Here is a 24,885-nt window from a genome sequence, read left to right on the forward strand (position 1 = left end):
GCGGGTCGGTTGTCGGCGAGGTGGCTATCCGGCTTCGTTGATCGCGAGGACGGTGACGGTGCCCTTGGCGCCGTCGACGAGGACCCGGTCTCCGTCGCGGAGTCGACCCGATCCGTCCCCGGTGTTGATGACTGCGGGGAGTCCGAGTTCGCGGGCGATGATGGCTCCGTGGCTGCCGACGCTGCCGATGTCGATGACCACCGCGGCCGCGAGCATGAACAGCGGGGTCCAGCTGGGGTCGGTGGACTCGCACACCAGCACGTCGCCGGGTTCGAGGGCGTCCTCGTCCTCCGCGCGGCGGATGATCCGCACGGCGCCTACGTGGGTCGCGGCGCTGGCGCCGACGCCCGAGAGGACGTCACCGACCTGGGCGCGGGCGGAGTTGACGGTGAGCGGTTCGGGCATGCCGACGAAGGTCGTCGGCAGCCGGTAGCCGCGGTATTCTGCGGCGCGCGCACTGCGGAAGGCCACCAGTTCTGTGACAGATTCGCCTGTATCCTGGGCGATTTCGTCCATGTCCAGGAAGAAGACGTCGTCGCGGTCAGCGAAGCGGCCGTCGCGCACCATCTGGTCTCCCAGATCGCGGGCCGCGGCGCGGAATCCGTCGATCGCGGTCAGGAATGATGCTTTCCCGAGCTCCGTTTCTCGGACTGCGGTTGCGGTGTCGTCGAGCGCGGCGGCAAGTTCGATTCGCTGCTCTTCGGTGAGTTTCGCTTCGAACTCGGCGACGGCGGTCCGCTGCTTCTTCACAGCTCCCTCCGCGCGGCGTTCCGGGTGCTCGGTGGCGTTGCGTGAGCGCAGTGCCGCGATCGTCGAGGACAGCAGGTCGGGGTTTTCGCGCCAGGAGCGTCCGGCGGGGTTGCCCTCGTTCTCCCCGTGGTAGCCGTGCCGCTCGACGAAGGTCGCCATGTCCAATTCGCCGTTGGCCAACGCCCACAGGTCGGCGCCCATGGAAAGTTCGGCGACGTCGCCGAACGCGGCAGTCAGTGCGGGGACGATGTCGAGCATGTCGGTGGCGGCGGCGAGCCGGTAGATGCTGCTCATCGCCGCGACGATCAGCAACCGTGTCTCGTTGTGGATACCGATGGACCAGACGAACCGATCGAATGCTTCGGTGAGCCGGGCGCGAGGGTCTCCAGCGTCCTCGCGGTGGAGCACTTCCCGGCGCCACCACTCGTTCTGATCGCGCACCATGTCGGACAGGCGCTGACTGTGCGTGTCACGGACTCGTTCGACGACCTCGGCGACGAGTGCCTGTTGGGCGTCGGTGAGGGGGGTGAAGGGGTCTGCGTCCGGGTGCAAGGCGCCGGCGAGGCCGAGTTCGAACTCGTTGGCGGTGATTCCGGGGAACCGGTCGACGTAGCGGCGGATCGGTTCGATGTTCATTGCCTGGCGGCCGTAGAAGATGCCGGTCAGGCGGTTGTTCTGGTCGGGGTCGACGTAGACCTCGTCGGGGCCGAGCATTCCGAATCGGTGCCATGTCCCTCGCACTGCCAGTTCGTTACCGGGTCCCCACAGACTCCAGCACAGCGGTGTCATGACGGCCGGCGCGGCCTCACCGATGTTGGCGGTTGTCCAGTACCGGTTCGGGGTGCTGTTCCCTCGGACGGGGTCGGTGTGGGTCGATTCCGCGGTCGCGGACTGTTCGGTAGTGGTCATGATTGCCCCTGTGTGAGAAGTGAGATGAGAGCGCCGCGGTCGAGGTAGCCAATGCCGTGTTCGCCGTTGCAGGTCCAGTCGACGAAGAAGTTGGTCAGGAAGTAGCGGTCGGGTCGGGCGAGGTCGGTGCCCATGCAGAATTCGGCGCCGTCGGCGACGGTGAAGTTCATGCCGTGACGGATCCGGCCGTCGATGACGAGCTGCTTGCCTTGGACGTCGAGTTCGACCGTGATCGCGGTGGGTTCGCAGTTGAACGCCGTCAGGTCGGTCCACCGAACCATCGTGGCGTCGTGGGTTCCGGCCGAGTCGAACAGAGCTGCGCGCTGGAAGGCACCGGAGTCGTACTCGCCGAGCATGGTGGCGAATCCCCACCCGGATTCGAAGATGCCGTTGCCCCAGAAGGCGCGGCGCAGATGGCTCATGTCCCGGGGGCCGATCGAGTGGTCCCGGTGCCCGATGCCGTCGAGGACGTGCGTCTTGCCGGCGATGGTGACCGTGCCGCGCACCCTGACGGCCTGCTCGTGGTGGAACCGTCCCCAGTCCCCGAACTGGGTGGATCCTTCGGGGATCCACACCGGGTAGGCGGCTTCCAGATCGAGGTCGATCTGAACCGAATGGTGGTGGTCGTCGGGGGTGAGGCCGGTTGCACCCTGATTCTGGGAGACGTCGACCATGCCGCCGAAGAAGGTGAACCGCCACTCGCGGAACGGGGTGATGGTCGCCAGGTGCGCGTTCGGCGATCCGAATTGCCCGGCGCCCGGCGCCACGATTTTCGTGGAGTGCACGGTGCCGTCGGGTTGGGTGACGGCGATGACGATGTGCCACAGGCGTGGATCGTCGAGCATCGTGCCCATGTGCCACATCACGCCGAGACCGTCTTTGTCTCGGACGTTCCACTGGATGTTTTCCGCCCAGCGGTCCACTCCGGCGGGGGGTTCGTGCACGAAATCGTCCGCCGGATCGAGTCCGGTTTCGTCGGTGATAGTCATGTCGGCCAATGCCATTCCTTTCGAAAGGTGGCGCGCTTATCCGGTAGCTACAGCTCGTGCTCGGAGTCGGAGCAACTCGGGGAGGGTGTGCTCGGTCGTGCCGGTGGTCGCTTGCGCCCAGCCCAGCAGTTGTTCGAGGTCGGAGTCGTCCTGGACGGCGGGTTCGACGAGTGGGAGGGCGCCGCGGTAGACGATCCCGTGGGTGGCGTCGACGGTGACGGTCTGACCGGCCAGCTCGACTGCTCCGTCGCCGCAGCCGACGACGCACGGCACATTCAGTTCGCGGCACACGACGGCGGCGTGTGAGGTGGCGCCGCCGAGTTCGGTGACGACTCCGCTGACCAGGGACATGGCCGCGACGTCGTCCGGATCGGTGGTGGGTCGGACGAGGATGACCTGCTCGCCGTTGCTCGCTCGTTCCTCGGCCTCGTCGACGTCGGTGATCACGACTCCGACCGCGACACCCTGGCATGCCTGCTTGCCGCGGGCGACTTCCTCGGCCGTGCGGAGCACCGTGGGATCGATGTGTGGTGTCATCACCGACTCGACCAGGTCGGCGTTCACCCGGTCGAGGGCTTCGTCGACGGTGATCAGTCCTTCACGTTGGAGTTGCACCGCGTGACGCACGGTGGCCTCGGCCGACCGTTTGGCGGACCGGGTTTGCAGGAGCCACAATTTGCCGCTCTCGATGGTGAATTCGATGTCCTGGACGTCACGTCCGGCCTGTTCGAGCTGTCGGGCTGCGGCCATGAGTTCGGCGTAGGCCGTGGGCATTTCGTCGGCGAGTTCGTCGAGGGCTCGGGCGTTCGACCGTCCCGAGACGACGTCCTCGCCCTGTCCGTGCAGGAGCCACTCGCCGTAGGGGGTGGATGCTCCACTCAACGGGTCGCGGGTGAACAGCACCCCGGTTCCGGAGCGGTCGTCGAGGTTGCCGAAGACCATTGCCTGGACGGTGACGGCGGTGCCGCCGTCGTCGGAAATGCCGCGGTCACGTCGATACGCGATGGCACGACGGGAATGCCAGGATTCGAGGACGGCGACGATCGCCATCCGCAGCTGCTCCCACGGGTCGTCGGGTGGGTACGTACCCACCACCTTCTCGAACTGCTCGACGAAGCGGCGGCGGGTGTCGGCGGCGTACCGGCTGTCTCCGGTCTCCTCGGCGAGCGCCTTCTCGACCTGGTCGTTGATCCCGAGGTTGAGGATCGTGTCCATCATCCCGGGCATGCTGATCGCTGCCCCGGACCGCACCGATACCAGCAACGGATGCGTTTCGTCGCCGAAGTGTCGACCAGTGACCGAGGCGATGGCGGCCATCGCTGCCGGCAACTCATCCCACACGTCGGAGGTCAGCTGGCGCTCGGCGCGGTAGTACTGCCGGCACACGTCGGTGCCGAGGACGAACGCGGGCGGCACCGGGATTCCCAGCGACCGCATGCGCTCGATGCTCCATGCCTTGCCGCCGAGCAAGTCCCGGTCCAGTCCGGTGGTGCCGTCCAACATCAGAACGTGGGCGCTCATTGTGCCCTCCCAGCGGCGGCTTCCTCGGCGCGGGTGAGCCCGGCCAGTCCGATCAGATCTTCGTGCAGTTCGAACCATGCGGTGTGGTAGCTGTCGATCAGTGGTCGTGCCAGCCAGGAGTGGTCACCGTCGCGGATCTTCGTCAGCGCCGCATCGAAGCGTGCGGGATACATCTTCAGGCGCGGGGCAAGCTCGGTGAGTCGTTCGAGCAGTGGCCGGAAATCGGTATGGACGCCTTCGAGTCGGCTGATCACCGCGGCGTCGTACGCCGCGTCGGTGTGGTCGTTGGGTTTGTCCTCGTCCACAAGCTGCCAGTCGGTCACCAACTGCTTGAAAGTCGCGTTGACGGAACTGAAGTCGTGATAGGCGGCGGACATCCGCGCCTGATCGACGCCCTCGCGCTCGGCGGCGATCAGTGCGGTCAGTTCCACTCGTCCGTCACCGGTGAGCTTGAGTCGTCCGCGCAGGTCCTGGACCAATCCCGCATCGCAGAGCTCGCGCACCACGCTGTCCACAGAGTCGGTCGACAGGCCGGTGCTGGCCGCCACGTCCGCGGCAGTCGTGCGTCCGCGCAGGCGAACGAGCTGCAGAATTTGAAGCTTGTCGTTCATTGATCAACCACCTGTGATGCGTGTCCGGTCGAGCCAGTGGCTGGACCGTGAACCCGAGGATGGGCAAGTTCGTCAGTGCTGCGGTGCAACGCCGGTCTGCGGGTGCCGAGAGGGGATTCGTCTGGCTTCGCTACCGCCATGCCATTCTCCTGAATTCAATGTGTCGTAGATCTCATCCGTGAACATAACAGAGTCAATGGTATGGAGCAATAAGGTACCGATTCTTTCGCGAATTCGATTGGAAGCGTGCGGATTTAGCGCACAAACAGGTCACTCGCGTGTCACGTTTCGCACGCATCACGTTGGGCCAATGGGGCACGAGTCATGGGCCGCGTCAGTGGCTACTGTGACCAATTTATCAGCAGGCTGCTGATAAAGGAAGACCTCAGAGGTCACGCCCGAAAACCATCGCCTTGACCTGCACGAATAGCCGCGGTCGACGGCTTTGCGCGGCCCCCGCCGGCCGAAGCCGATTCGCTCTGCGCGCGCACTTACTGGAACGATGTGCACAGGGCGTGGAGCCCTACTGAAATGAGGTGAAACCGTGGCACGGCCGAAGAAACCGCTGATCTCCCGTACACGGGTGATCGAGACGGCACTGATGTTGATTGACCGAGACGGGCTGAAACAGCTGAGCCTCACGCGTCTCGCCGCCGAACTCGGTGTTCACAATTCGTCTGTCTACTATCACTACAGGTACAAGGCCGACATCCTCGCCGACGTCCTGCGCTTGGTCCTCGACAGTTTCGTCGTCGAATCGGATACAGAGATCGACTGGAAGACCTACATCCTCGAATACGCTCCGCGGTTTCTCGACACCCTCAACGCTCACCCGCAGGTCGTGCCACTGCTGGTCGCACAGACGCCGAGAACGTTCGGCCTCGAGTACGAGAACCAAACGGTGAGCATTCTGCTGAAGGCCGGTTTTCCTCTGGAGTACGTCATCGTCATCCGCGAGCATCTCGAAGCGTTGACGGTCGGTGCGCTCCAGTACGGCAACAACAACTTGTTCACCGACGTTCCGGAATCGTTGACGGAACTGCGATCGGCGGTCGAGGCCGCCCGTGCCGTTTCGGCACAGGATCGCTTCCGCCTGGCACTGAAAGCTTACGTCGAAGGTCTCGAAATCCAGCTTGCGGCGTGGACCACCGGCCAATCGGAATCGTTCATCTGATCGTCGGAGACCACTCCGGGTGCGTGCGCACCGGCACGGCGAGGGTCGAAGCCCTGCTGCACTCGCGAAGTGGGAGCCCTCAGGCCGTTACGTGTCGACTACACGGAATCCCGGTCGAGCAGCGGGGTGGCGACGCGGGTCATTGCCGTGCATCGCTCAGCGAACTCCGGGCCGACAATCAGCGGGAAACTAATCACCGAACAACGAGACCACAGACCCCCTGGCCAGCGGGTGACAGGAGATGAAGAGTGAGTCCACCGATAGCGGCAGTTGTCAGTGAATAGTGCTGTGGCACAAAAACTTGGAAACCGCTTTACCGACTCTTCGATACGGCATGCATGGAAATCAAGCGAAGATACTCGTCGTACAGAGGTACGAGTTCGGTGTGCTGCCCCTCGGCGGTGAGGTTTTGGAAGCCGACCAGCAGCGCCATTCCCAGCGAGACGATCACATCGGCCGCCTCGTCGCTGTCGACAACTTGGGCGATGACCGATCTGACCGTCTTGCGGCGCGCCGAGTCCACGCGGCGTTGCGTTTCACGCACGGTGGCATCGTTCATTCCCCACGCCCTGATCGCGGCCTCCGCCGCGTGCGGGAGCCCCAAGGTCAACGTGCGCAACGCAGCGAGGTCGTCTTCTGGACCGCCACTGCCGAATGATAGATCCCGCAGAATGCGCTCCTGGCGGTGCTCCCAGTACTCGAGCAGTGCGTCGACGAAACCTTGCCAGCTCCCGAAGTAGTGATAGAACGATCCGGTGGTGACACCCAGGGTCGTGCACATCCGACGGATGTTGAGCCCTTTGAACCCGACCTCGGCGAGGACGTCCAATGCCGTCTCGAAGTACTGTTCCTTGCTCACAATGGTGGGCATCAGCCGCCTTGCCCCCCTCGCTCATCCCCGAACCGACTTGCCCGGTGTCGTTGCACGTCTTATCGTGACGAGACAGCGAACCATCCAGTCACGATCCCAACATACCATAATGTGTGTTGTGGTGCTTCGGCGTGCCCGGTGGTTCCCGATACGCCCGGGGTGCACCGGCAGCATCGACCCGCGAACCCTCGATCGGCGATGGTCGAGGCGGCCGGAGCAAGTCCTGCTATCTCGGTCGGGGGCGCTTTCCCAGCCGGACCGCAGTGTTCACGATCCGATCTCCGGTGGTGTGCACAAGGTGCGCCTGACCGGTGCTGCCCCAATCGATGCCCACGTCCTGGGTGTAGCACGATGCGGCCGCGACCGAAACTGACGCGCCCGCGAAAGTACACAGGGTCGAGTAGTGCAGATGGCCGGCCAGGATAGTCCGGAGATCGCCGTCCGCCACGGCCGATTCGAGCGCGTCTTGGTTCGCCAATGCGCTCATTTCCATCAGCGGATCAGGGGTCGGCACGGGAGGGTGGTGCAGGACGAGAATGCTCCCGTGCGGTGCCGGCACAGCCAGAACGGCACTCAGCCAGGACAGCTGCGATTCGTCGATCTCACCATGCAGTCGACCCGAGACGTTGCTGTTGACGGCGATGAGGCGTAGCCCGTTGACATCATGGACCTCGTCATCGAACTCGTCGGATGTAGCGCCATCGCCGTGATCGCCCATCCCCCAGATCACCTGAATATCCGCACGCTCGGACGCACGCTCGACCGCAGATCGAAATGGCGCAAGGTGGTGATACCCGACCGGCAGGGTTCCCGTAAGCGCCAACGCTTCTGGACGATCGTCGATCTCTTCGACCTCGTCGAGCAGTCGTGCCACGGCATCACTGCAGTCGATATTCTCGCCAGAGCCGCCGGTCAGCAGGCGCGTGTCACTGATGTGCAGTATGCGGTGGTCGGGGACGTTGGATGAGGACATGGCGACACCTTCGCTGTTATATACCGATCGAATGAGGTTCCGCGATGAGTGGGTCGAAGCCCTGCGCGGCCGGCCACCGAAGCAACCTCGCATGGAGGGCGATCCTGACGTCGGCAACGCATCGCTCGCTCGGCCCGCAGCGCGGGTGTAGCGATGCGTATCGCCGATATCGGCCCCCGCGCGGCGGACTACTCGGCGGACTCCGAGGGGTCACAAGGCAGTGAGTCCCCCATCGACAACGAGGGCCGAACCGGTGACGTAGCTCGAGGCCGGGCTGGCGAGGAAGAGCAGAGCCGAGTCGATCTCGGCTTGGGTGCCAGACCGCCCGAGCATGCTGTGGTCGGCCAACATCTTTTCCAAACCGGCTGCATTCTCGGTCATCTCACTACGGAAGAACCCCGGCAGGAGTGCATTGACGCGAACGCCGCGACGCAACGACCATTGCTCCGCCAAGTCGCGTGTCAACCCGAGGACACCCGCCTTGCTCGCAGCGTAAGCCGCCTGCGGCAGGCGGGGGGCGACCAAACCGAGAACACTCGCCACGTTCACAATCGACGACCCCTCGGGCATGACGCCGACGGCTGCCTGCGCCATCCAGAACGATCCATTGAGATTGACATCGATGACCTTGCGGAAGCCCTCTTCGGTCTCCTTGGAGGCGGGGACCACGTCCGCGATGCCGGCGTTGTTGACCAGGACGTCGATCCTGCCGAACTCGTCGACCGTGCGGCTCACCAAAGCCTTGCAATCATCCGGGGAACTGACGTCGGTCCGGTGGGACAGCGTCACCCCTCCTGCCTCGCGCAACTGGTTTTCGACATCGCTCAGTTTGTCTGTCCGACGAGCAGCAAGCACGACGGTGGCGCCGACTGCCGACAGGGCGCGTGCGAAACCGACCCCCAGCCCCGAACTTGCTCCCGTCACCACGACAACCTTGCCGTCCAGCCGGAACGCATCCAATGGATTCACTGCCACACCAACTTTCGCGTTTGGTTCGCCGCTCCGCGTGGGATCACCCCACTCGAAGAAAAGGGCTCAGAATCCGCTGACAATAACACATTGTATGTTACGTTCCTGGGGATGGCCGGCTGGCACGACATCCGGAGACCGCCGGCCCACTCTGCTTCTCCGGCCCCAGACAAGGATGTCCTGTGTCTTCCAACCCTCTCGTCACCGCAGAGCCCAGTGATACTGCTGCAAGCAACGATCTCGTCTACACGGAGATGGCCCGCCCCGGAGTACTGCTCGTCCGGCTCGACCGTCCGGACGCACTCAATGCCATGAATGCCTCCCTGATCGAGGCACTCCACGCGGTCCTACGCCGAGTCCGCGACGACGCCGACGTGCGGACCATCGTTCTCACCGGCGCCGGCACCACGTTCTGTGCGGGGCTGGACCTGCGCGGTTACGGCACGGTGCCGACCTCCACCGGACCTGAGGGACGTCCGCAGGAGGGGATGCGCGCAACCGAGCACATCGCCAACCTGGCGGATGCTCTGCGCCGCGCCCGACAGCCAGTGATCTGCGCGATCAACGGTCCCGCAGCGGGGGGCGGGATGGCACTGTCACTGCTCTGCGACATCAGGTTGATGAGCGAATCGGCAACATTGCACCCGTCCTTCATCAAGCGTGGCCTCAGTAACTGCGACGTCGGATTGAGCTGGATCCTGCCCCGCGCCATCGGGTTCTCTCGATCGGCGGAGATTCTGCTGTCCGGTCGAACGATCGCCGCCGACGAAGCGCACAGGATCGGACTCGTCTCGCAGGTACTGCCCGCCGAGGACTTGCTGTCCGCCGCGCTGGACCTGGCCTCCAAGATCGGTGCTAACAGCCCGTTCGGGGTCTGGATGACCAAACAGGTCATGTGGGACAACCTCGAGACGCCGGGGATCCGAGCGGCAATCGATCTCGAGAATCGGACACAGATCCTGAGCGTCCTGACCACCGATCACCGTGAGGCGGTGTCCGCGTTTCTCGAGAAGCGGGCGCCCGAGTATCGCAATCACTGACGGCCACAGCACGTTCGACGAATCGGCAGGAGAGGAACATCGTCATGAAGGTTGGAATTTCTGCGGGCTATTGGAGTGGGTCACCGCCGCAGGGCATCGCCGAACGCGTCGCCGAGGCCGAAGCGCTCGGGGTGGACAGTCTGTGGACCGCCGAAACGTACGGGTCGGACGCGCTGACCCCGTTGGCCTGGTGGGGTTCCCAAACGACACGGTTGCAGCTCGGCACGTCGATTTGCCAGATGTCGGCGCGGACGCCGACGGCGTTGGCGATGGCGGCGCAAACTGTCGACCACCTCAGTGGTGGTCGGATGATCGTCGGCATCGGGGCCTCGGGGCCGCAGGTCGTCGAGGGCTGGTACGGGCAGCCGTATCCGCGGCCGCTCGAGCGGACTCGCGAGTACGTCGAGATCATGCGCGCGGTGTGGGCCCGGGAGAAGCCCGTCACGTTCGCCGGGCGGCACTATCAGCTGCCCTTCGACGGCGGCAGTGGGCTCGGGAAGCCGCTGAAGTCGATCGTGCACCCGCTTCGTGCGGACGTTCCGATCTATCTCGGGGCCGAGGGGCCGAAGAACGTGGCGCTGGCGGCGGAGATCGCCGACGGCTGGACGCCGCTGTGGTTCTCCCCCAAGAGCGACGAGTTCTACCGGGCTGCCCTTGCGGAGGGGTTCGCCCGCGCCGGCGCCCGCCGGACGGCGGACGACTTCGAGATCGCCAACACGTGCTGGTTGGTGGAGAACGACGACGTCGAGAAGGCGGCGGCGAAACTGAAGCCGGTGGTCGCCCTGTATGCCGGGGGCATGGGTGCCAAGGGCGCCAACTTTCACAACGACGTCTTCACCCGCATGGGCTGGGGCGAGGCATGTGCCGAGATCCAGCGGTTGTATCTGGAGGGTCGTTCGGACCTCGCCGCGCAGGCGGTACCGACAGCAATGGTGGAGGATGTCGCACTCGTCGGGCCGGCCGACAAGATCTGCGAGGACATCGTCACACGATGGAAGTCGACCTGCCTGACGACGATCGTGCTGGCGGGATGGCCACGCCCGGATACCCGTGCACGCATCGTGGAAGCGATTCGCGCGTAACCGGAGTAGACCGCGTCCGGGCCGTCCCGGTCCCCCACCACTGGGTGCGGGACCGGCACGGCCCACCGATCTATGGTCACACGAAAAACCTGCTCGCGCGTGCAACGAGCACGGGACGTCCCCGATCAGTTCTCCGGGACTCAACCAGGGCTGCACAGCCCGTGCGACCTGGGCCGTCCGGCGCTCTCCGCGCCGTCTACCGAACCTTCACGACGGGGTGGGTGTCGGCACTTCTGTTAGGCGGTGTCGCCGGAGGTAGGCCACGGCCGCAGTGCTGTTCACGGAACGGGCAGCGCCCGCTTGGCTTCTCTCGCGCGCGCGAAGTCGAGGCCGGCGGTCCACGTCGTTGCCTTCATGATCAGGCCGCGGTACTTCATGATGTCGGCCTGGCGATTGAGGGCGAGTGCACCGACCAGGCGGTCACCACCGCGATAGAGAGCAACGAATCGGCCGCTGCCGACGTCGCCGATGACCTCGATCTCGTCGGCATCCGGGACACCGACGAACTGGATCCGCGTGTCGTACCAGTCCGACCAGAAATACGGGACGGTCGAGTACGGGGTGGCCGCGTCCGGATCGAGAGCGTTTCGGGCGGCCAGTGCCCCTTGTTCGGCGGCGCTTGTCCAGTGTTCGAGGCGCATGGTGCGGTCGAACAGCGGGTTGCGCCAACGGCATACGTCGCCCGCCGCGTAGACGCCGGGTACACCGGTCCACAAGGTGCTGTCGCAGACGATGCCGTTGTCGAGCGGCAATCCGGAACCGTCGAGCCAGTCGGTCGCCGGGGCCGCTCCGACACCGACCACGACCAGGTCGGCGGGCAGGACCGTGCCGTCGGAGAGCCGCACCCGTTCGACGGCGGTCTCCCCCTCGATGGCCTCGACGGCAACGCCACATCGCAGGTCGGTGCCGTTCGCCGTGTGCAGTGCCGAACACGCCACACCCATCTGGTCACCGATTGCTCGGACCAGCGGCGTCGGCAGCGCCTCGACCACGGTCACGTCGAGTCCGCGCTTGCGGGCCCCAGATGCAACTTCCGATCCGATGAAACCGGCGCCGATCACCACGGTGCGCGCACCAGCGTCAAGTGCGGACCGGACCGCCCTGGCGTCGTCGAGCGTGCGGAGGGTATGCACGCCCGCCAGTGCCTCGGTGCCGGGGAGCGTGCGGGCGCGGGCACCGGTCGCGAGCACGAGGGCGTCGTAGTCGACGCAGGTGCCGTCGACGGCGACGGTGCGCTGTTCGGTGTCGAGACCCGTTGCGGGCGCGCCGAGGACCAGTTCGACATCCAGCTCCTGCAGCCCGGCGAGGTCGCGGTAGGCGAGCTCGGACTGCCGGTCGGTGTCGGCGTCGAGGAATGCCTTCGACAGAGGCGGCCGATCGTAGGGAAGGTGATCCTCGGCGCCGATCAGGGTGATCGATCCGGTGAATCCAGTCTTCCGTGCCGCTTCGGCCGCCCGCAGGCCTGCAAGCGACGCCCCGACGACGACCAGACGCGTGGTCATCGGATCAGCCGCAGCGCGGCCGTGGGGCAGCCCTCGACGGCCTGCTCGACCTCCGCCAACTGGTCGTCGGTGATCTCCTCGGTCAGCAGGACCAGGTCACCGTCGTCGTTGACCTCGAAGACATCGGGGGCGATGGACTCGCAGATCCCCAATCCCGTGCATTTCGTTCGATCCAACTCGATCTTCATGCAAATCACCATAACAGAGGATATGGTATGTTGGAACCCAATTTGGGATTCGAGATCACAGGAGGCGTCCGATGGCGGATTCTCGCGGGGCCGCGATCGCCGGGCTCGGCATTACCGAGGTGGGAAAGGTTTTCGGTCGCAGCGCAACAGATTTCGCGGCCGATGCGGTTCGCCGGGCCGCCACTGATGCCGGTCTGCACCTGTCCGACATCGACGGACTGTTGATCAACAGCGGACTCAAACGCGATGTGTCGATCACCCTGCAGAACGTCCTCGGCCTCCGCGACCTCCGGCTCCTGACGGAGATGAATGCGTACGGTGCCTCGGCCGGCTCGATGGTGTCCTACGCGGCAGCGGCGGTCACCAGCGGCATGGCCGAGGCCGTGGCGTGTGTGTTCGCCGATGCGCCGTTGAAGCCGAAAGTGTCCGCCGGCGCCGCCTACACCGGCCGCAGCGCCAAGCCGATCGTCGGCCTGCCCAGCTATCTCGTCGCCAGTGGCATCACGAACGCCAACGCCAAGTACGCGTTCGCCACCCGCCGCCACATGGAGACCTACGGCACCACCACCGAACAGCTCGGCGAAATCGCGGTCGCGCAGCGTGCGTGGGCGGTGCACAACCCGCTCGCCCAGATGCGCACCCCGATCACCCTCGAGGACCATCAGAGTTCACGCTGGATCGCAGAACCGCTGCGACTGCTGGACTGCTGCCTTGTCTCCAATGGCGGTGCGGCGGTGATCGTCACCACCGCGGAGCGAGCGAAAGACCTGGCGCAACCACCGGTACACGTGCTCGGGTGGGGACAGGGCCATCCAGGGCAGGTCGCCGAACGCGGTTCGGATTTCGGGCTGCGCACCGGTGCGGCGATCTCCGGACCCACTGCACTACGCATGGCGGGGGTGACGGTCGACGACGTCGATCTACTCGAGCTGTACGACTGCTACACGTTCACCGTTCTCGTGACACTCGAAGACTACGGCTTCTGCGCCAAGGGTGAGGGTGGCAAGTTCGTCGCGAACGGGCGCACCGGGCCCGGCGGTGAGCTGCCCGTCAACACCGGCGGCGGACAGCTTTCGTCGTACTACTTGTGGGGAATGACTCCGCTCACCGAGGCGGTCATTCAGGCCCGTGGTCAGGGCGGCGGCCGTCAGGTCGACAACCACGACGTGATCTTGGTCAGCGGCAACGGCGGCATCCTCGATCACCACTCGACGCTGATTCTCAGTCCCCGCTGATCGAAAGGTCCAGTCATGACAAACGATCTCGCTGAAGTATCCGGTCCGGCCGTCCTGCGTGACGCCCGCAGCGGCGAGTTCTTCGATGCCGCGGCCGCCGATCAACTTGCGATTCGACGCTGCACCCACTGTCACCACGCGTTCAGCCCCGAGGCTCGGACCTGTACTGCCTGTGGCAGCTCCGATCTGAGCTGGGACACTGCGACGGGAGCGGCGACTCTGGTGTCGTGGGCCGTGGTGCACCATCCGCCGCATCCAGCCTTCGCCGAGCAAGTCCCCTTCCCCATCGGGCTGGTGGAGTTGAAAGAGGGGCCGTGGATCAACGCACGTATCGTCGGATACAACCCGGGCGAGTTACGCGCCGGGCTCCCCCTGCACGTCGCGTTCGTTCATCCCGAGGTCGGTGACTCATACCCGGTCTTCCGGGTGGAAGCTCTGGCCGACGAGTAGCCCAGATGCGCATTACCCCCTTGCCGGACCACTCCTGCTCCGGCATCCGAGCGGCGGCGACCCTCGTAGCCCCGCTGATCTCCGGGGCAACGGGCGCGACCCGAACCCGACCACGCGACCGGCCTGGCTTCGTCGCTTGATCACTCAGCCGCCCCAACGCATTTCCCGCAGAGGTCACATGAGCGAGACTTCTTCTGAGAATGACCGCTCGCAGGGATTCAGAAAAGCGATGGCAAGTATTCGATGGCAGACCCCATGAAATTTTCCGGATTGAGGAGCTCGCATGAATGTGCACGACGCGGTGCGATCACGACGCTCCGTGCGCGACTTCACTGACCAACGTGTCGACCGAGCGGTCCTCGAACGCGTCCTCGAGTCTGCCGCGCGTACCCCATCGGGCGGCAACATTCAGCCCTGGCACACGTACGTCGTCACCGGCCAATCCCACGCTGCAATCGTCGAGAAGATGTCCGCCCGACTCACCGCCGGCGACCTCGGCGACGCACCGCAGTATCCGATCTACCCCGCCGACCTGAAATCACCGTACCGCGAGCGCCGCGTCTCGGCGGGCCAGCAGCTCTACTCCGTCCTTGGCATTCCGCGAGAGGACAAGAAGGCCCGGCGCGCGTGGTTCGCCCGAAACTGGCAGTTCTTCGGTGCCCCGGTTGGGCTCTTCTGCTATGTCGACCGCAACATGGGTTCGGCGCAGTGGTCCGACATTGGTATGTATCTGCAGACGATCATGCTGCTCCTACGAGAGGAGGGATTAGCGAGCTGCCCCCAGGAGGCGTGGTCGGTTTACCATACGACAGTCGACGAAATCGTCCAGCCGCAAGCAGATCTGATGTTGTTCTGCGGGATGGCTATCGGATACGAGGACACCGCTGTGAGCGGAGGCACGATAATCGACCGCGCCCCGATGTCGGAGACAGTCCAGCTCCTCGGCTGAATTGTCCTGCGGAACCGCTTCGACTGGAGGCCGATACTCCTGTCCCGCTGCACTTTCATCGACACACGTCCGTATCTGCACGATCGATTACTCGTTGGGTGCTGGATGCTCGCCGGTTGCGTGCACCCACCCCTCCTGGCCGGGTGCGAGAATCCGGTTGGTGGACCGACGGAGGCCGATCACGCTCCTTGTAGTGGGCGTGGATGACGGGACCCGTCCCTGTCCCGTCATCCACGACCGGTCGGCAGGTCTGCCCGGGACCTGCCGACGTCGGTGTGGCAGCTAGTGCGGCACCAGAATCGGCTTGACCACCTTGCCGTCGAGCGCGGCCCGCTCGGCGGCGTCGATGTCGTCGAGAGCGAACTTCTCGATCAACCGGTCGAACGGGAACTTGCCGTCCTGCCAGAGCGAGATCAGGCGGGGAATGAACAGATGTGGGATCGCGTCGCCTTCGACGATGCCCTTCACGGTCCGTCCGGTGCACAGCGCTGTGACACTGATTCGCAGATCACCGGCGGGCGCGCCGATCAGCCCGCATACCCCGGACGTCCGGAGTGTGTCGATGGCGGTCGCGATCCCCCGTGGCGCCCCGGTCGTGTCCAGTGCGTAGTCGGCGCCGCCTCGCACCGTGCGGCGGATTTGGCGAGTGACGTCGTCCGCGCCGCCGTCGATTATATGAGTGGCCCCGAGGTCGCGGGCCAACTCCAACCGGTCTCGGTTGAGATCGACCGCGACGATGGTCGCCGCTCCGGCGACACGCGCCGCCATCACCGAGGCCAGACCCACGGCGCCGGCACCGAAGACGACAATGCTGGCACCGACCTCGGTCCCGAGCGAGTTCAACACGGCGCCCGCCCCGGTCTGAAAGCCGCAACCCAGCGGGCCCAGCAGTTCCAACGGCAGCGACGGGTCGACCTTGACAGCGTTGCGCGCGTCGACCACAGATCGGGTGGCGAAGGACGACTGCCCGAACCAGCGCGCGGACACCGGCGCTCCGCCTGCGTCGTGCGCATTGGTCGACCCGTCGGCGCTGCGACCGGACATGTTGCGGGGAAAGAAAGTGTCGCAATATGCCGGACGGGCCTGCCGGCAATTGGCGCAGGTTCGGCACGAATCGAAGGACAACACCACGTGGTCACCAACCGCGAGACCCTGCACGTGGGATCCCACCGCTTCGACCACCCCGGATCCTTCATGGCCCGGAACCAGCGGCAACGGCATGCCCGGTTCGGCTCGGGGCAGCAGATCGGTATGACAGAGCCCGACACCCGCGATCCGCACCGCGATATCGTCGGGTCCGGGCGGATCGAGGGTCAACTCCTCGATCGAGTACGGCCCGTCGGGCGAACGAAGCACTGCGGCAATAGTCTTCACAGCGGGCTCAGTTCGCCACGGCCGAGGCGAGGAACTCGTCGTTGTGCTCCCCCGGGGACGGCGGCACGCCGACAGCCGCCGGAGTGAAGCTGTCGAACCGCGCGGGCGTCCGGACGACCACCTGCGCGTTCTCTCCTTCCCCGACGGTGACGGCGAGTTCGTTCTCGGCGAACAGGGGGGTGTGCACCACCTGCTTCCAGTTGTAGGCGAGCGTGGCCATCAGTCCCTTCTCGTGCAGTGCGTCCACCCACTGCGCAGCCGTTCGTTCGGCCAGCGCCGACTCCAACTCGTCCTTGAGTTCGTAGTAGTTGACGGCGCGCAGTTTTTGGTCGGCGAAGCGTTCGTCCTCGGTCAGGTCGGGCCGGCCGATCACCTCACACAGCAGAGCCCAGTGCTTGGGGACGTAGGCGCTGAGCACAAGGTGGCCGTCCGCGGCCTTGAACGCATCGGAGGGTTGAGTCGCGAACGCAACTTGCTTGCGCGGCTTGCCATCCGGGCCACGGGTGAGGGCGGGCTTCGCGGACTTCGACGAGGCGTTGGGGTCCTTGTTCAAATGCAGGGTGAGCTGGTTGGCCTGCAGACTCACCGCGACGTCGTACATCGCGACCTTGACGACATCGGCGACACCGTGACGTTCCCGATTCAGCAGTGCGGCGAGAACGGCCTGAGCGAAGACGTGCCCGGTGGCGCCGTCGACGAGCTGGAACGGAATGATCTGCGGTCCACCCTCCGCCGTCCGTAGCCCGGTCGTCATTCCGGCCTCGGCCTGCACCATCAGGTCGAGACCGGGGCGGCTGCTGTTGACACCGTTGCCGCCGTAGGCCGACAGTCGGGCGTAGACCAGCGACGGGTTACGCCCCTGCAACGTCTCCGGCCCCAACCCCATCTTTTCCATCACCCCGGGGCGAAACGCCTCGAGCACCACGTCGGCGCTGTCGGCGAGGCGGAGAACGTGCTCACGGCCTTCGTCGGACCGTAGATCGACCATCACCGACTTCTTCCCGCGGTTGTTCGGCAGAAAGTAGGTCGCCAAGGGCTTGCGCCCGGGAACGACGGAGACGATGCGGCGAGCGGATTCACCTCCCGGCGCTTCGATTTTGATCACCTCGGCACCGAGGTCAGCCATCACCTGTCCGGCCAGCGGTCCGGCAACGTTCTGCGTGAAGTCCAGCACCCGGTAGCCGTCGAGTGGCCGCGGGCCGTCACTGCTCGGCATCATGTTCACCTTTCTGGGCATAACGACCTACATAACATGATCTATGTTGTCGTCACCATAACTGCATTCATGGTCGAAGTCCAGAGGCTTTTTATCTGCCGATCGGGTCACCGCGCGGACCGCGGCGGTCCGTCCAGGAACCAGAAGATGGTCCAAATTCTCTGACGTAGAAGAGGATTGATCAGTGCGCAGGACCCGTTCGCCTGAATACGCCTCAGGAGGGCTCGCGGCGAACGTCGCACCGCTTGTTTGCCGCGGAGCGGTGCTCGAATCCGCGCACGGCTTTCACACCCGAGTCGACAGCAGGCGGGGCACCGGCCGTCCGCGGCACCACGTGGGCACCACAGCCGAGGAGTGGAGCCCGTCAGGCTCTTTGGGTCAGTTCAGCGTGCGAATAGATGAGCCGCACGAACTCGTCGAGAAGCTTGTCGAGGGGCGCGTACCCGCCGTCGGCGGCCACCTGCTGATAGCCCACCAGCATGGACATGCCGAGTGAGGTCACCACCTTGGCGGTCGCGCGATCTCCGACGACCCGGAGCACTGCCTTGTAGACCGTCTTGCGCCGGGCGTCGTCCACCCGGTTTCGCACCTCGCGTACCGATTCGTCGTTGGCGGCCCACGCCCTGATCGCTGCTTCCGCTTCGTGATTCAGTCCGAGGGTGAGGCGGCGCAGGGATTCGATGTCCTCTTCTGGTGGGCCGGCGCCGAATTCGACGTCACGCAGGATCACCACCTGACGGTTCTCCCAGAAGGTCAGCAATGCGTCGACGAAGCCCTGCCAGCTACCGAAGTGGTGATAGAACGAGCCGCTGGTCACGCCGAGTTTCTTGCACATCATCCCGATGTTCAGACCCGTGAAGCCGAGCTCGGCGAGCGCCGCGAGAGCCGACTCGAAGTACTGCTCTGGGGTGACTATCCGTGACATGGTCCGCCCCGATCGTTGGTCGCCTACCCGTCAATAACACAGTCTATCGTATCGAGGCCCTCGCTCCTCGCCGAAGAGGCTCGCGCAGTCCTTCCCCATCTACATAACATGCGCTATGGTACGGACATGTGGTGTTTCTATGACAGGCTCTTCATCGGGGGCAAATGGGTACGTCCGGCATCTCCGGCCACCCTCCAGGTCGTCTCCGCCAGCACCGAAGAGGTGATCGGATCCGTCCCGAAGGGCAACGAGGCCGACGCCGACGCTGCTGTCGCCGCGGCCCGCCGCGCATTCGACGACCCGACCGGCTGGTCCAGCTGGTCCCCCGACCAACGCGCGGACGCACTACTGCGCTTGGCGACCGCCATCGACAAATACAGCGGGGCCATTGCCATTCGGGTCAGCAGCCAGAACGGCATGCCCACGAGCATCAGCAAGCAGACCGAGGCAGTCGTGCCCGCGACGCTGCTGCGGTATTACGCCGGACTGATCCGCGACACTGCCGTCGAAGTGCACCGGCCCTCGCTGGTCTACGGCACGACCGCGGTCCGCAAGGAACCGCTCGGCGTCGTCGCCGCCATCGTCCCGTGGAACTTCCCGCAGTCGTTGACCTTCTTCAAACTCGCCCCCGCCCTGGCCGCGGGATGCACGGTCGTCATCAAACCCTCGTCCGAGACCGTCCTCGATGCGTTTCTGCTCGCCGACGCGGTCGCAGAGGCGGATCTCCCAGCCGGCGTGATCAACATCGTCACCGGCGGCGGCCGGACGGTGGGAACGCATCTGATCCACCACCCCGGAGTCGACAAGGTGGCCTTCACCGGCTCCACCGACGCCGGGCGCACCATCGCCGAACAGTGTGGGCGGCTGCTCAAACCGGTCACCCTCGAACTCGGCGGCAAGTCCGCGGGAATCATCCTCGACGACGTCGACCTCCATCGGAGCATGAGATCGATGTTCTCCTCGACCCTGCTCAACAACGGCCAAACCTGCTTCATCAGCACCCGCATCCTCGCCCCGGACAACCGCTACGACGAGGTCGTCGACGCGTTCACCGCGATGGCCTCGGCACTGCGTGTCGGTGACGCCCTCGACCCCAAGACCCAGATCGGCCCGGTCGCCAGCGCGCACCAACGCCACAACATCGAGGCACACATCGCCCAAGGAAAGAGCGAGGGAGCACGCATCACCACCGGCGGCCGACGGCCGGCGGATCTCGACCGCGGCTGGTTCGTCGAACCGACGATCTTCGCCGACGTCGACAACAAGGCGACCATTGCGCAGGAAGAGATCTTCGGCCCGGTACTGAGCATCATCCGCTACCGCGACGAAGACGAAGCCGTCCGGATCGCCAACGATTCCGTCTACGGTCTCGGCGGCACCGTGTGGACCGCCGACCCCGACCGGGGGCTGGCCGTAGCCCGACGCGTCCAGGCCGGTGCCGTCGGCGTCAACGGGTTCACCCTCGACCATGGGGCCCCGTTCGGTGGCGTCAAGTCGAGCGGTCTCGGGCGGGAGCTCGGTCCCGAGGGCCTGCATCCGTACCAGCAACTCAAGTCCGTCTACCTGCCCGCTTGATCTTGGAGAACCTGATGACCGCTGCACGTACCGACGCCGCAATCCGCCCCTACCACGAGATCGACTTGTCCTCCAAGGCGTTCTGGGCGAAATCCGCCATCGAACGGGAAGCCTCGTTCGCCCAACTCCGCGACCACAGTCCCGTCAGTTGGCAACCACCCGTGGAGGACTCGTGGCTGCCCGAGCCGGGCGACCCGGGATACTGGGCGGTGGTGCGGCACGCCGACATCGTCGACGTCAGTCGCCGCAGCGAGGTCTTCATCTCGGGCCTGGGGGTGCAGTTCGAGAATCTCCCGCCGGATGTGCTGCGCGGCTCGCAGTCGATCCTCGCGATGGACCCGCCCGACCACACCAAGATTCGCAAGCTGATCAGTGCCGCCTTCACTCCGCGGCAGGTCAAACGAATCGAAGACCAGATCAAACGCAACGCCTCCGAACTCGTCGATGCCATCGCCGCGAGGGGCGACTCCGAGTTCGTCAGCGAAGTCGCCGCCAAGCTACCGATGCGAACCGTCTGCGACATGATCGGCATCGACCGCGACGAGCAGGAGAAGGTGGCCCACGCCGCCGAGGTCATCACCGGATGGAACGACCCCGAAGTACGGGGCGGCCGCGAGAGAGGGCCCGCACTGGCCGAGGTCGGCTGGTATCTCACCAAACTTGCCCGCACACTCGCAGCGCAGCGCCGAGCCGAGCCCCGGGATGATCTGATCAGCGCCCTGGTCAACGCCGAGGTGGACGGTGAACGACTCAACGACATCGAAATATCGTCCTTCTTCACACTCTTGTGCGTCGCCGGCACCGATACGACGCGGCAGACCGCCACACACGCGGTGAAGGCATTGACCGATTTTCCTGACCAGCGAGCCTGGCTCCTGGAGGACTACGACGGCCGGATCAACAACGCGATCGAAGAGTTCGTGCGCTGGGCGTCCCCGGTGATGACCTTCCGGCGCACCGCCATCGAAGACACCGAACTGGCCGGTCAGCCCATCAAGGCCGGCGAGAAGGTGGTCATGTTCTATCCCTCCGGGAACTGGGACACCGCGGTCTTCACCGACCCCGACACCTTCGACCTGTCACGATCGCCGAACCCGCACGTCGGTTTCGGCGGCGGCGGAAACCACTTCTGCCTCGGCAATCAGGTCGCCAAGAGTCAGCTGCGGGCGCTGTTCCGCGAACTGCTCACACGAATTCCCGATTTCCGGGCGGGTGACCCCGTCATGCTCGAGGGCAACTTCATCCATGGTGTGAAGTCGATGCCCATTCACTTCACACCCGAACAGTCGTGAGATTCCTACGCACTCCATGATGATTGGTAGAGAACATGACAGTACGCACCGACAAAATCCACAGCATCACATCGGCTGCTTCGAGCACCCCGAGTATCGCGATCGCACCTGAGATCATCTCCCGGCTGATCGGCACTCTGCCTGGTAGCGGACCGGAAGTGTCGACAGCTGCACCGGCCACCGGGCAACAATTGGCGACCTTCCGTACCTCGACCGTCGACGACGTGGCGGCGGCGTTCACCGCCGCCCGCACCAGCCAACGCACATGGGCTGCCACATCACCACGGGAGCGGGCCAAACCTTTCCTGCGGCTGCACGACCTCGTCCTCGCGAACGAAGGCCTCATCGACATCGTCCAGGCCGAGACCGGCAAGTCCCGCAACAGCGCATTCGAAGAGACCCTCGATGTCGCGGGACTGGCGCTCTATTACGGCAGGCACGCATCGACGTTCCTCGCCCCCCGCAAACGAGCCGGCGCCATCCCCCTCGCGACACAAACCCGCGAATTGCGGCAGCCCAAGGGCGTGGTGGGCATCATCTCCCCGTGGAACTATCCCCTGTCGCTGGGTGTCTGCGACATCATCCCCGCGCTCCTCGCCGGCAATGCCGTGGTCCACAAGCCGGACACGCAGACCGCGCTGACCGCACTACGCGCGCGGGAGCTCCTCGTCGAAGCCGGCCTCGACCCCGCACTGTGGCAGGTCGTCGTCGGCGAGCCGGCAACGGTCGGACAGCCGATCATCGACCACGCCGACCACATCTGCTTCACCGGCTCGACCAGCGCGGGCCGCAAGATCGCGGAGGCGGCCGCGCGCCGACTCATCGGTTGCACACTCGAGCTCGGCGGCAAGAACCCCATGCTGGTGCTCGACGACGCCGATCTCGACAAGGCCGCCAAGGGAGCAGCTCGGGCGTGTTTCTCCACCGCCGGGCAGCTCTGCCTGTCGACCGAACGCCTGTACATCGCCGGCGCCATCTACGACGAATTCGTCCGCAAGCTCGTCGCGCAGACCCAGGCACTCAAACTCGGGAAGGGCGCAGCGTTCGACTACGACATCGGCACTTTGACATCGCAACGACAGTTCGACAACGTCGAACGTCACGTCGCCGATGCCCGCGATCATGGGGCCACAGTGCTCGCAGGAGGACGGCCACGTCCCGACCTCGGCCCGTATTTCTACGAACCGACCATCCTCGAGGACGTCACCCCCGAGATGGAGGTGTACGCCAACGAGACCTTCGGACCGGTGGTCTCGTTGTACCGGGTCGACAGTGACGACGAGGCTGTCCGCCTCGCAAACGACACCGAGTTCGGCCTCAACGCCAGCGTCTGGACCTCCAGCACGGCCCGTGGCCGCCGTGTCGCCGAACAGATCCGTTGCGGAACCGTCAACATCAACGAGGGCTACGGCTCTGCCTACGCGTCCAACGACGCACCGATGGGCGGAATGAAGTCCTCCGGTCAGGGCCGTCGGCATGGCGAACAAGGCATCCTCGAGTACACCGAACTGCAGACCATCGCGAGCCAACACGTCGTGGGATTCGATCCCCCCGCAGGAGTGAGCACCGAGCAGAACGCAACGATCCTCGCCTGGACGTACCGGCTGATGAAGATGTTTCGAATCAAGTAGGAACGTCGTCAGTCCCGCGTCTGCGCGGATCCATTGCTTCTGCAGGCTGAACGACCACGGCCTCCGGGTCGCAGAGGTCAGCCGTGCTCCCACCGGTGGACACGTTTCGCACCCGAACCCGGGGCACCGCAGCGCCGATACTGTCGACCATCGCGGCGACAGCGTCGGTGCGATGGAAGCGACCCAAACGGCAAGAACTCTTAACCCACCTTTCGGCTCCTCCCGGGAGCACCGAAACTCTTTCCCATTCATCTGCAGCGCAATACCGATCGAGGAGTCAGTGTGAAAAGCGATCTTTTCGAGGTCGATCACGAGGCGTATCGCCAGACAGTCCGCCGTTTCGTGGAGAACGACGTTGTCCCGAATCTCGAACGATGGGACGAACAGCGATCGATTGACCGCGAAACATGGTTGGCCGCTGGGAAGTTAGGATTGTTGGGGTTGTCGATCCCTGAGGAGTACGGCGGCAGCGGGGTCACTGACTACCGCTTCCGGGTCGTCGTCATCTCGGAGTTGGCCCGCGTCGGTGCCGCAGCATTGCAGTCCGGATTCTCCACCAACGACGACATCGTCGCGAACTACATCCTGCGACAGGGCAGCGCTGATCAGAAGCGACGATGGTTGCCGGGGTTTACGACCGGGGAGACGATCGGAGCAATCGCGATGACCGAACCCGGAACCGGGAGCGATCTTCGCGGCATCAAGACCACTGCCGTCCAAGACGGCGACGCCTGGGTGGTAAACGGCAGCAAGACCTTCATCACGAGTGGGATCCTCGCGGACCTGGTGATCGTCGTCGTGCGCACCCCCAGCAGCGATGGAAGTGGTGCGCTCAGCCTCGTGGTGGTGGAGGATGGCATGCCCGGATTCCACCGAGGCCGGCAATTGCACAAGGTCGGTCTGTCCGCCCAGGACACCGCTGAGCTGGTTTTCGACGACGTTCGAGTTCCCCAGGAGAATGTGCTCGGTGAGATCGGTGCCGGGCTGCACTATTTGATGGACAGTCTCTCGCTCGAGCGGCTCGGTATCGCGCTCGCTGCGCAGATGTCCGCCGAAGCGGCGCTGCAGTGGACCGTGTCCTACGTGACCGAACGCAAAGCGTTCGGGAAGTCGATCTCCGAATTCCAGAACACCGGCTTCGTCCTGGCCGACCTCGCGACACGGATCGATATGGTCCGCGCCTTCCTCGACCGTGCCGTAATCCAGCACTCACATGGAGAACTCTCACCCACCGACGCTGCCAAGGCCAAGCTCGCTGCTACCGAACTGCAGTGGGACGTCATCGATGCGGGACTCCAGCTGCACGGCGGCTACGGCTACATGATGGAGTATCCGATTGCAAAGGCCTTCATCGATGCGCGCGTGCAGCGTATTTACGGCGGCACCAACGAAATCATGAAGGAGATCATCCAGCGCGATCTCTTCAGTTCAGCGGATAGGCGTAGCTGAAGCCCAACGATGCTCCACGCCACCTAACATCTACTGCAGGTGAGTGTTCCGAGGACGCACCCCGGCGAGGGATCACCACCCTTACACAGCCGACCCGGACCAGCAGTGCTGAGCCGGGGGATGCACGTGCGACACACCCTGATAGACAGCCATGCTCCGGAACTTCGCCGCTGAAGAAACCGTAAGAGCTCGTAGTTTGCACCGTAGAAG

Annotated in this window: 22 protein-coding genes; 10 read left to right on the top strand and 12 right to left on the bottom strand. The window is 64.8% G+C overall.

Annotated elements, in window-relative coordinates:
* Positions 1 to 24 precede the first annotated feature (24 nt).
* From AZG88_RS31375 to AZG88_RS31390, 4 genes are read right to left on the bottom strand one after another with little or no spacing between them, the layout of a single operon-like run.
* A complete protein-coding gene (locus tag AZG88_RS31375) occupies positions 25 to 1,659 on the bottom strand; it encodes a PEP-utilizing enzyme (protein WP_061700088.1) in 1,635 nt (544 codons plus the stop codon).
* Positions 1,656 to 2,648: a hypothetical protein gene (locus AZG88_RS31380; protein WP_156517663.1), complete on the bottom strand. Its 993-nt coding sequence runs from the start codon at positions 2,646 to 2,648 to the stop codon at positions 1,656 to 1,658. The genes AZG88_RS31375 and AZG88_RS31380 overlap by 4 nt, the downstream gene beginning before the upstream one ends.
* 36 nt (positions 2,649 to 2,684) lie before the next feature.
* The gene (locus AZG88_RS31385; RefSeq protein WP_082833525.1) at positions 2,685 to 4,169 is read right to left on the bottom strand and encodes a pyruvate, phosphate dikinase; all 1,485 of its coding nucleotides are present in this window, start codon (positions 4,167 to 4,169) and stop codon (positions 2,685 to 2,687) included.
* Entirely contained in the window at positions 4,166 to 4,780 is a 615-nt protein-coding gene (locus AZG88_RS31390) for a winged helix-turn-helix domain-containing protein (protein WP_061700090.1), read from the bottom strand. Before AZG88_RS31390 ends, AZG88_RS31385 begins: the two co-directional genes overlap by 4 nt.
* Positions 4,781 to 5,324: 544 nt before the next feature.
* On the opposite strand from AZG88_RS31390, the gene AZG88_RS31395 reads away from it, so the two are divergent.
* Positions 5,325 to 5,954 (top strand): TetR/AcrR family transcriptional regulator, encoded by a 630-nt coding sequence (locus tag AZG88_RS31395; protein ID WP_061042534.1) that lies wholly within the window; start codon positions 5,325 to 5,327, stop codon positions 5,952 to 5,954.
* Positions 5,955 to 6,267: 313 nt separating this feature from the next.
* On the opposite strand, the gene AZG88_RS31400 is transcribed toward AZG88_RS31395, so the two are convergent.
* The 3 genes from AZG88_RS31400 to AZG88_RS31410 all read right to left on the bottom strand — a co-directional run bounded on the left by AZG88_RS31400 (position 6,268) and on the right by AZG88_RS31410 (position 8,767).
* Positions 6,268 to 6,825, bottom strand: a complete 558-nt coding sequence (locus AZG88_RS31400; RefSeq protein WP_061042535.1) for a TetR/AcrR family transcriptional regulator — start codon at positions 6,823 to 6,825, stop codon at positions 6,268 to 6,270.
* A 226-nt stretch (positions 6,826 to 7,051) separates the two neighbouring features.
* Positions 7,052 to 7,891, bottom strand: coding sequence for a metallophosphoesterase (locus AZG88_RS53010; RefSeq protein WP_331712305.1), 840 nt, complete (start codon positions 7,889 to 7,891; stop codon positions 7,052 to 7,054).
* Positions 7,892 to 8,008: 117 nt separating this feature from the next.
* Positions 8,009 to 8,767: an SDR family NAD(P)-dependent oxidoreductase gene (locus AZG88_RS31410; RefSeq protein ID WP_061700128.1), complete on the bottom strand. Its 759-nt coding sequence runs from the start codon at positions 8,765 to 8,767 to the stop codon at positions 8,009 to 8,011.
* Between the two features lie 254 nt (positions 8,768 to 9,021).
* On the opposite strand from AZG88_RS31410, the gene AZG88_RS31415 reads away from it, so the two are divergent.
* A complete protein-coding gene (locus AZG88_RS31415) occupies positions 9,022 to 9,807 on the top strand; it encodes an enoyl-CoA hydratase/isomerase family protein (RefSeq protein WP_061700092.1) in 786 nt (261 codons plus the stop codon).
* A 44-nt stretch (positions 9,808 to 9,851) separates the two neighbouring features.
* Positions 9,852 to 10,889 carry an LLM class F420-dependent oxidoreductase gene (locus AZG88_RS31420; protein ID WP_061700093.1) on the top strand — a complete coding sequence of 346 codons (1,038 nt, stop codon included), beginning with the start codon at positions 9,852 to 9,854 and terminating at the stop codon, positions 10,887 to 10,889.
* 278 nt (positions 10,890 to 11,167) lie between these two features.
* Here AZG88_RS31420 and AZG88_RS31425 read toward each other — a convergent pair whose 3' ends face one another.
* On the bottom strand, positions 11,168 to 12,391 hold the full coding sequence (locus AZG88_RS31425; RefSeq protein ID WP_061042540.1) for an NAD(P)/FAD-dependent oxidoreductase: 1,224 nt from the start codon (positions 12,389 to 12,391) through the stop codon (positions 11,168 to 11,170).
* Positions 12,388 to 12,579, bottom strand: a complete 192-nt coding sequence (locus tag AZG88_RS31430; RefSeq protein ID WP_061042541.1) for a ferredoxin — start codon at positions 12,577 to 12,579, stop codon at positions 12,388 to 12,390. The genes AZG88_RS31425 and AZG88_RS31430 overlap by 4 nt, the downstream gene beginning before the upstream one ends.
* 71 nt (positions 12,580 to 12,650) lie before the next feature.
* Between AZG88_RS31430 and AZG88_RS31435 the strand changes: the two genes are divergently transcribed.
* The 3 genes from AZG88_RS31435 (at position 12,651) to AZG88_RS31445 (ending at position 15,213) form a co-directional block, all read left to right on the top strand.
* Positions 12,651 to 13,814 carry a thiolase family protein gene (locus AZG88_RS31435; RefSeq protein WP_061042542.1) on the top strand — a complete coding sequence of 388 codons (1,164 nt, stop codon included), beginning with the start codon at positions 12,651 to 12,653 and terminating at the stop codon, positions 13,812 to 13,814.
* Positions 13,815 to 13,829: 15 nt separating this feature from the next.
* Positions 13,830 to 14,264 carry a Zn-ribbon domain-containing OB-fold protein gene (locus AZG88_RS31440; RefSeq protein ID WP_061042543.1) on the top strand — a complete coding sequence of 145 codons (435 nt, stop codon included), beginning with the start codon at positions 13,830 to 13,832 and terminating at the stop codon, positions 14,262 to 14,264.
* A gap of 283 nt (positions 14,265 to 14,547) precedes the next feature.
* The gene (locus AZG88_RS31445) at positions 14,548 to 15,213 is read left to right on the top strand and encodes a nitroreductase (RefSeq protein WP_061042544.1); all 666 of its coding nucleotides are present in this window, start codon (positions 14,548 to 14,550) and stop codon (positions 15,211 to 15,213) included.
* 282 nt (positions 15,214 to 15,495) lie between these two features.
* Here the strand turns inward: AZG88_RS31445 and AZG88_RS31450 are convergent, their stop codons facing one another.
* From AZG88_RS31450 to AZG88_RS31460, 3 genes are all read right to left on the bottom strand, one after another.
* Complete coding sequence (locus AZG88_RS31450; protein ID WP_061042545.1) at positions 15,496 to 16,587, bottom strand: NAD(P)-dependent alcohol dehydrogenase; 1,092 nt, start codon at positions 16,585 to 16,587, stop codon at positions 15,496 to 15,498.
* Between the two features lie 7 nt (positions 16,588 to 16,594).
* Positions 16,595 to 17,803 (bottom strand): CaiB/BaiF CoA transferase family protein, encoded by a 1,209-nt coding sequence (locus AZG88_RS31455; RefSeq protein ID WP_061042613.1) that lies wholly within the window; start codon positions 17,801 to 17,803, stop codon positions 16,595 to 16,597.
* Between the two features lie 364 nt (positions 17,804 to 18,167).
* Positions 18,168 to 18,728, bottom strand: a complete 561-nt coding sequence (locus AZG88_RS31460) for a TetR/AcrR family transcriptional regulator (protein WP_061042546.1) — start codon at positions 18,726 to 18,728, stop codon at positions 18,168 to 18,170.
* Positions 18,729 to 18,854: 126 nt separating this feature from the next.
* Between AZG88_RS31460 and AZG88_RS31465 the strand changes: the two genes are divergently transcribed.
* From AZG88_RS31465 to AZG88_RS31480, 4 genes are all read left to right on the top strand, one after another.
* Complete coding sequence (locus tag AZG88_RS31465; RefSeq protein WP_061042547.1) at positions 18,855 to 20,303, top strand: aldehyde dehydrogenase; 1,449 nt, start codon at positions 18,855 to 18,857, stop codon at positions 20,301 to 20,303.
* Positions 20,304 to 20,317: 14 nt separating this feature from the next.
* Positions 20,318 to 21,595 carry a cytochrome P450 gene (locus tag AZG88_RS31470; protein ID WP_061042548.1) on the top strand — a complete coding sequence of 426 codons (1,278 nt, stop codon included), beginning with the start codon at positions 20,318 to 20,320 and terminating at the stop codon, positions 21,593 to 21,595.
* Between the two features lie 35 nt (positions 21,596 to 21,630).
* Positions 21,631 to 23,226, top strand: coding sequence for a succinic semialdehyde dehydrogenase (locus tag AZG88_RS31475; RefSeq protein ID WP_156517665.1), 1,596 nt, complete (start codon positions 21,631 to 21,633; stop codon positions 23,224 to 23,226).
* 282 nt (positions 23,227 to 23,508) lie between these two features.
* Complete coding sequence (locus AZG88_RS31480; protein WP_061042549.1) at positions 23,509 to 24,675, top strand: acyl-CoA dehydrogenase family protein; 1,167 nt, start codon at positions 23,509 to 23,511, stop codon at positions 24,673 to 24,675.
* Positions 24,676 to 24,885 lie beyond the last annotated feature (210 nt).

Source organism: Rhodococcus sp. LB1 (genome assembly GCF_001583455.1).
GTDB lineage: Bacteria > Actinomycetota > Actinomycetes > Mycobacteriales > Mycobacteriaceae > Rhodococcus_F > Rhodococcus_F opacus.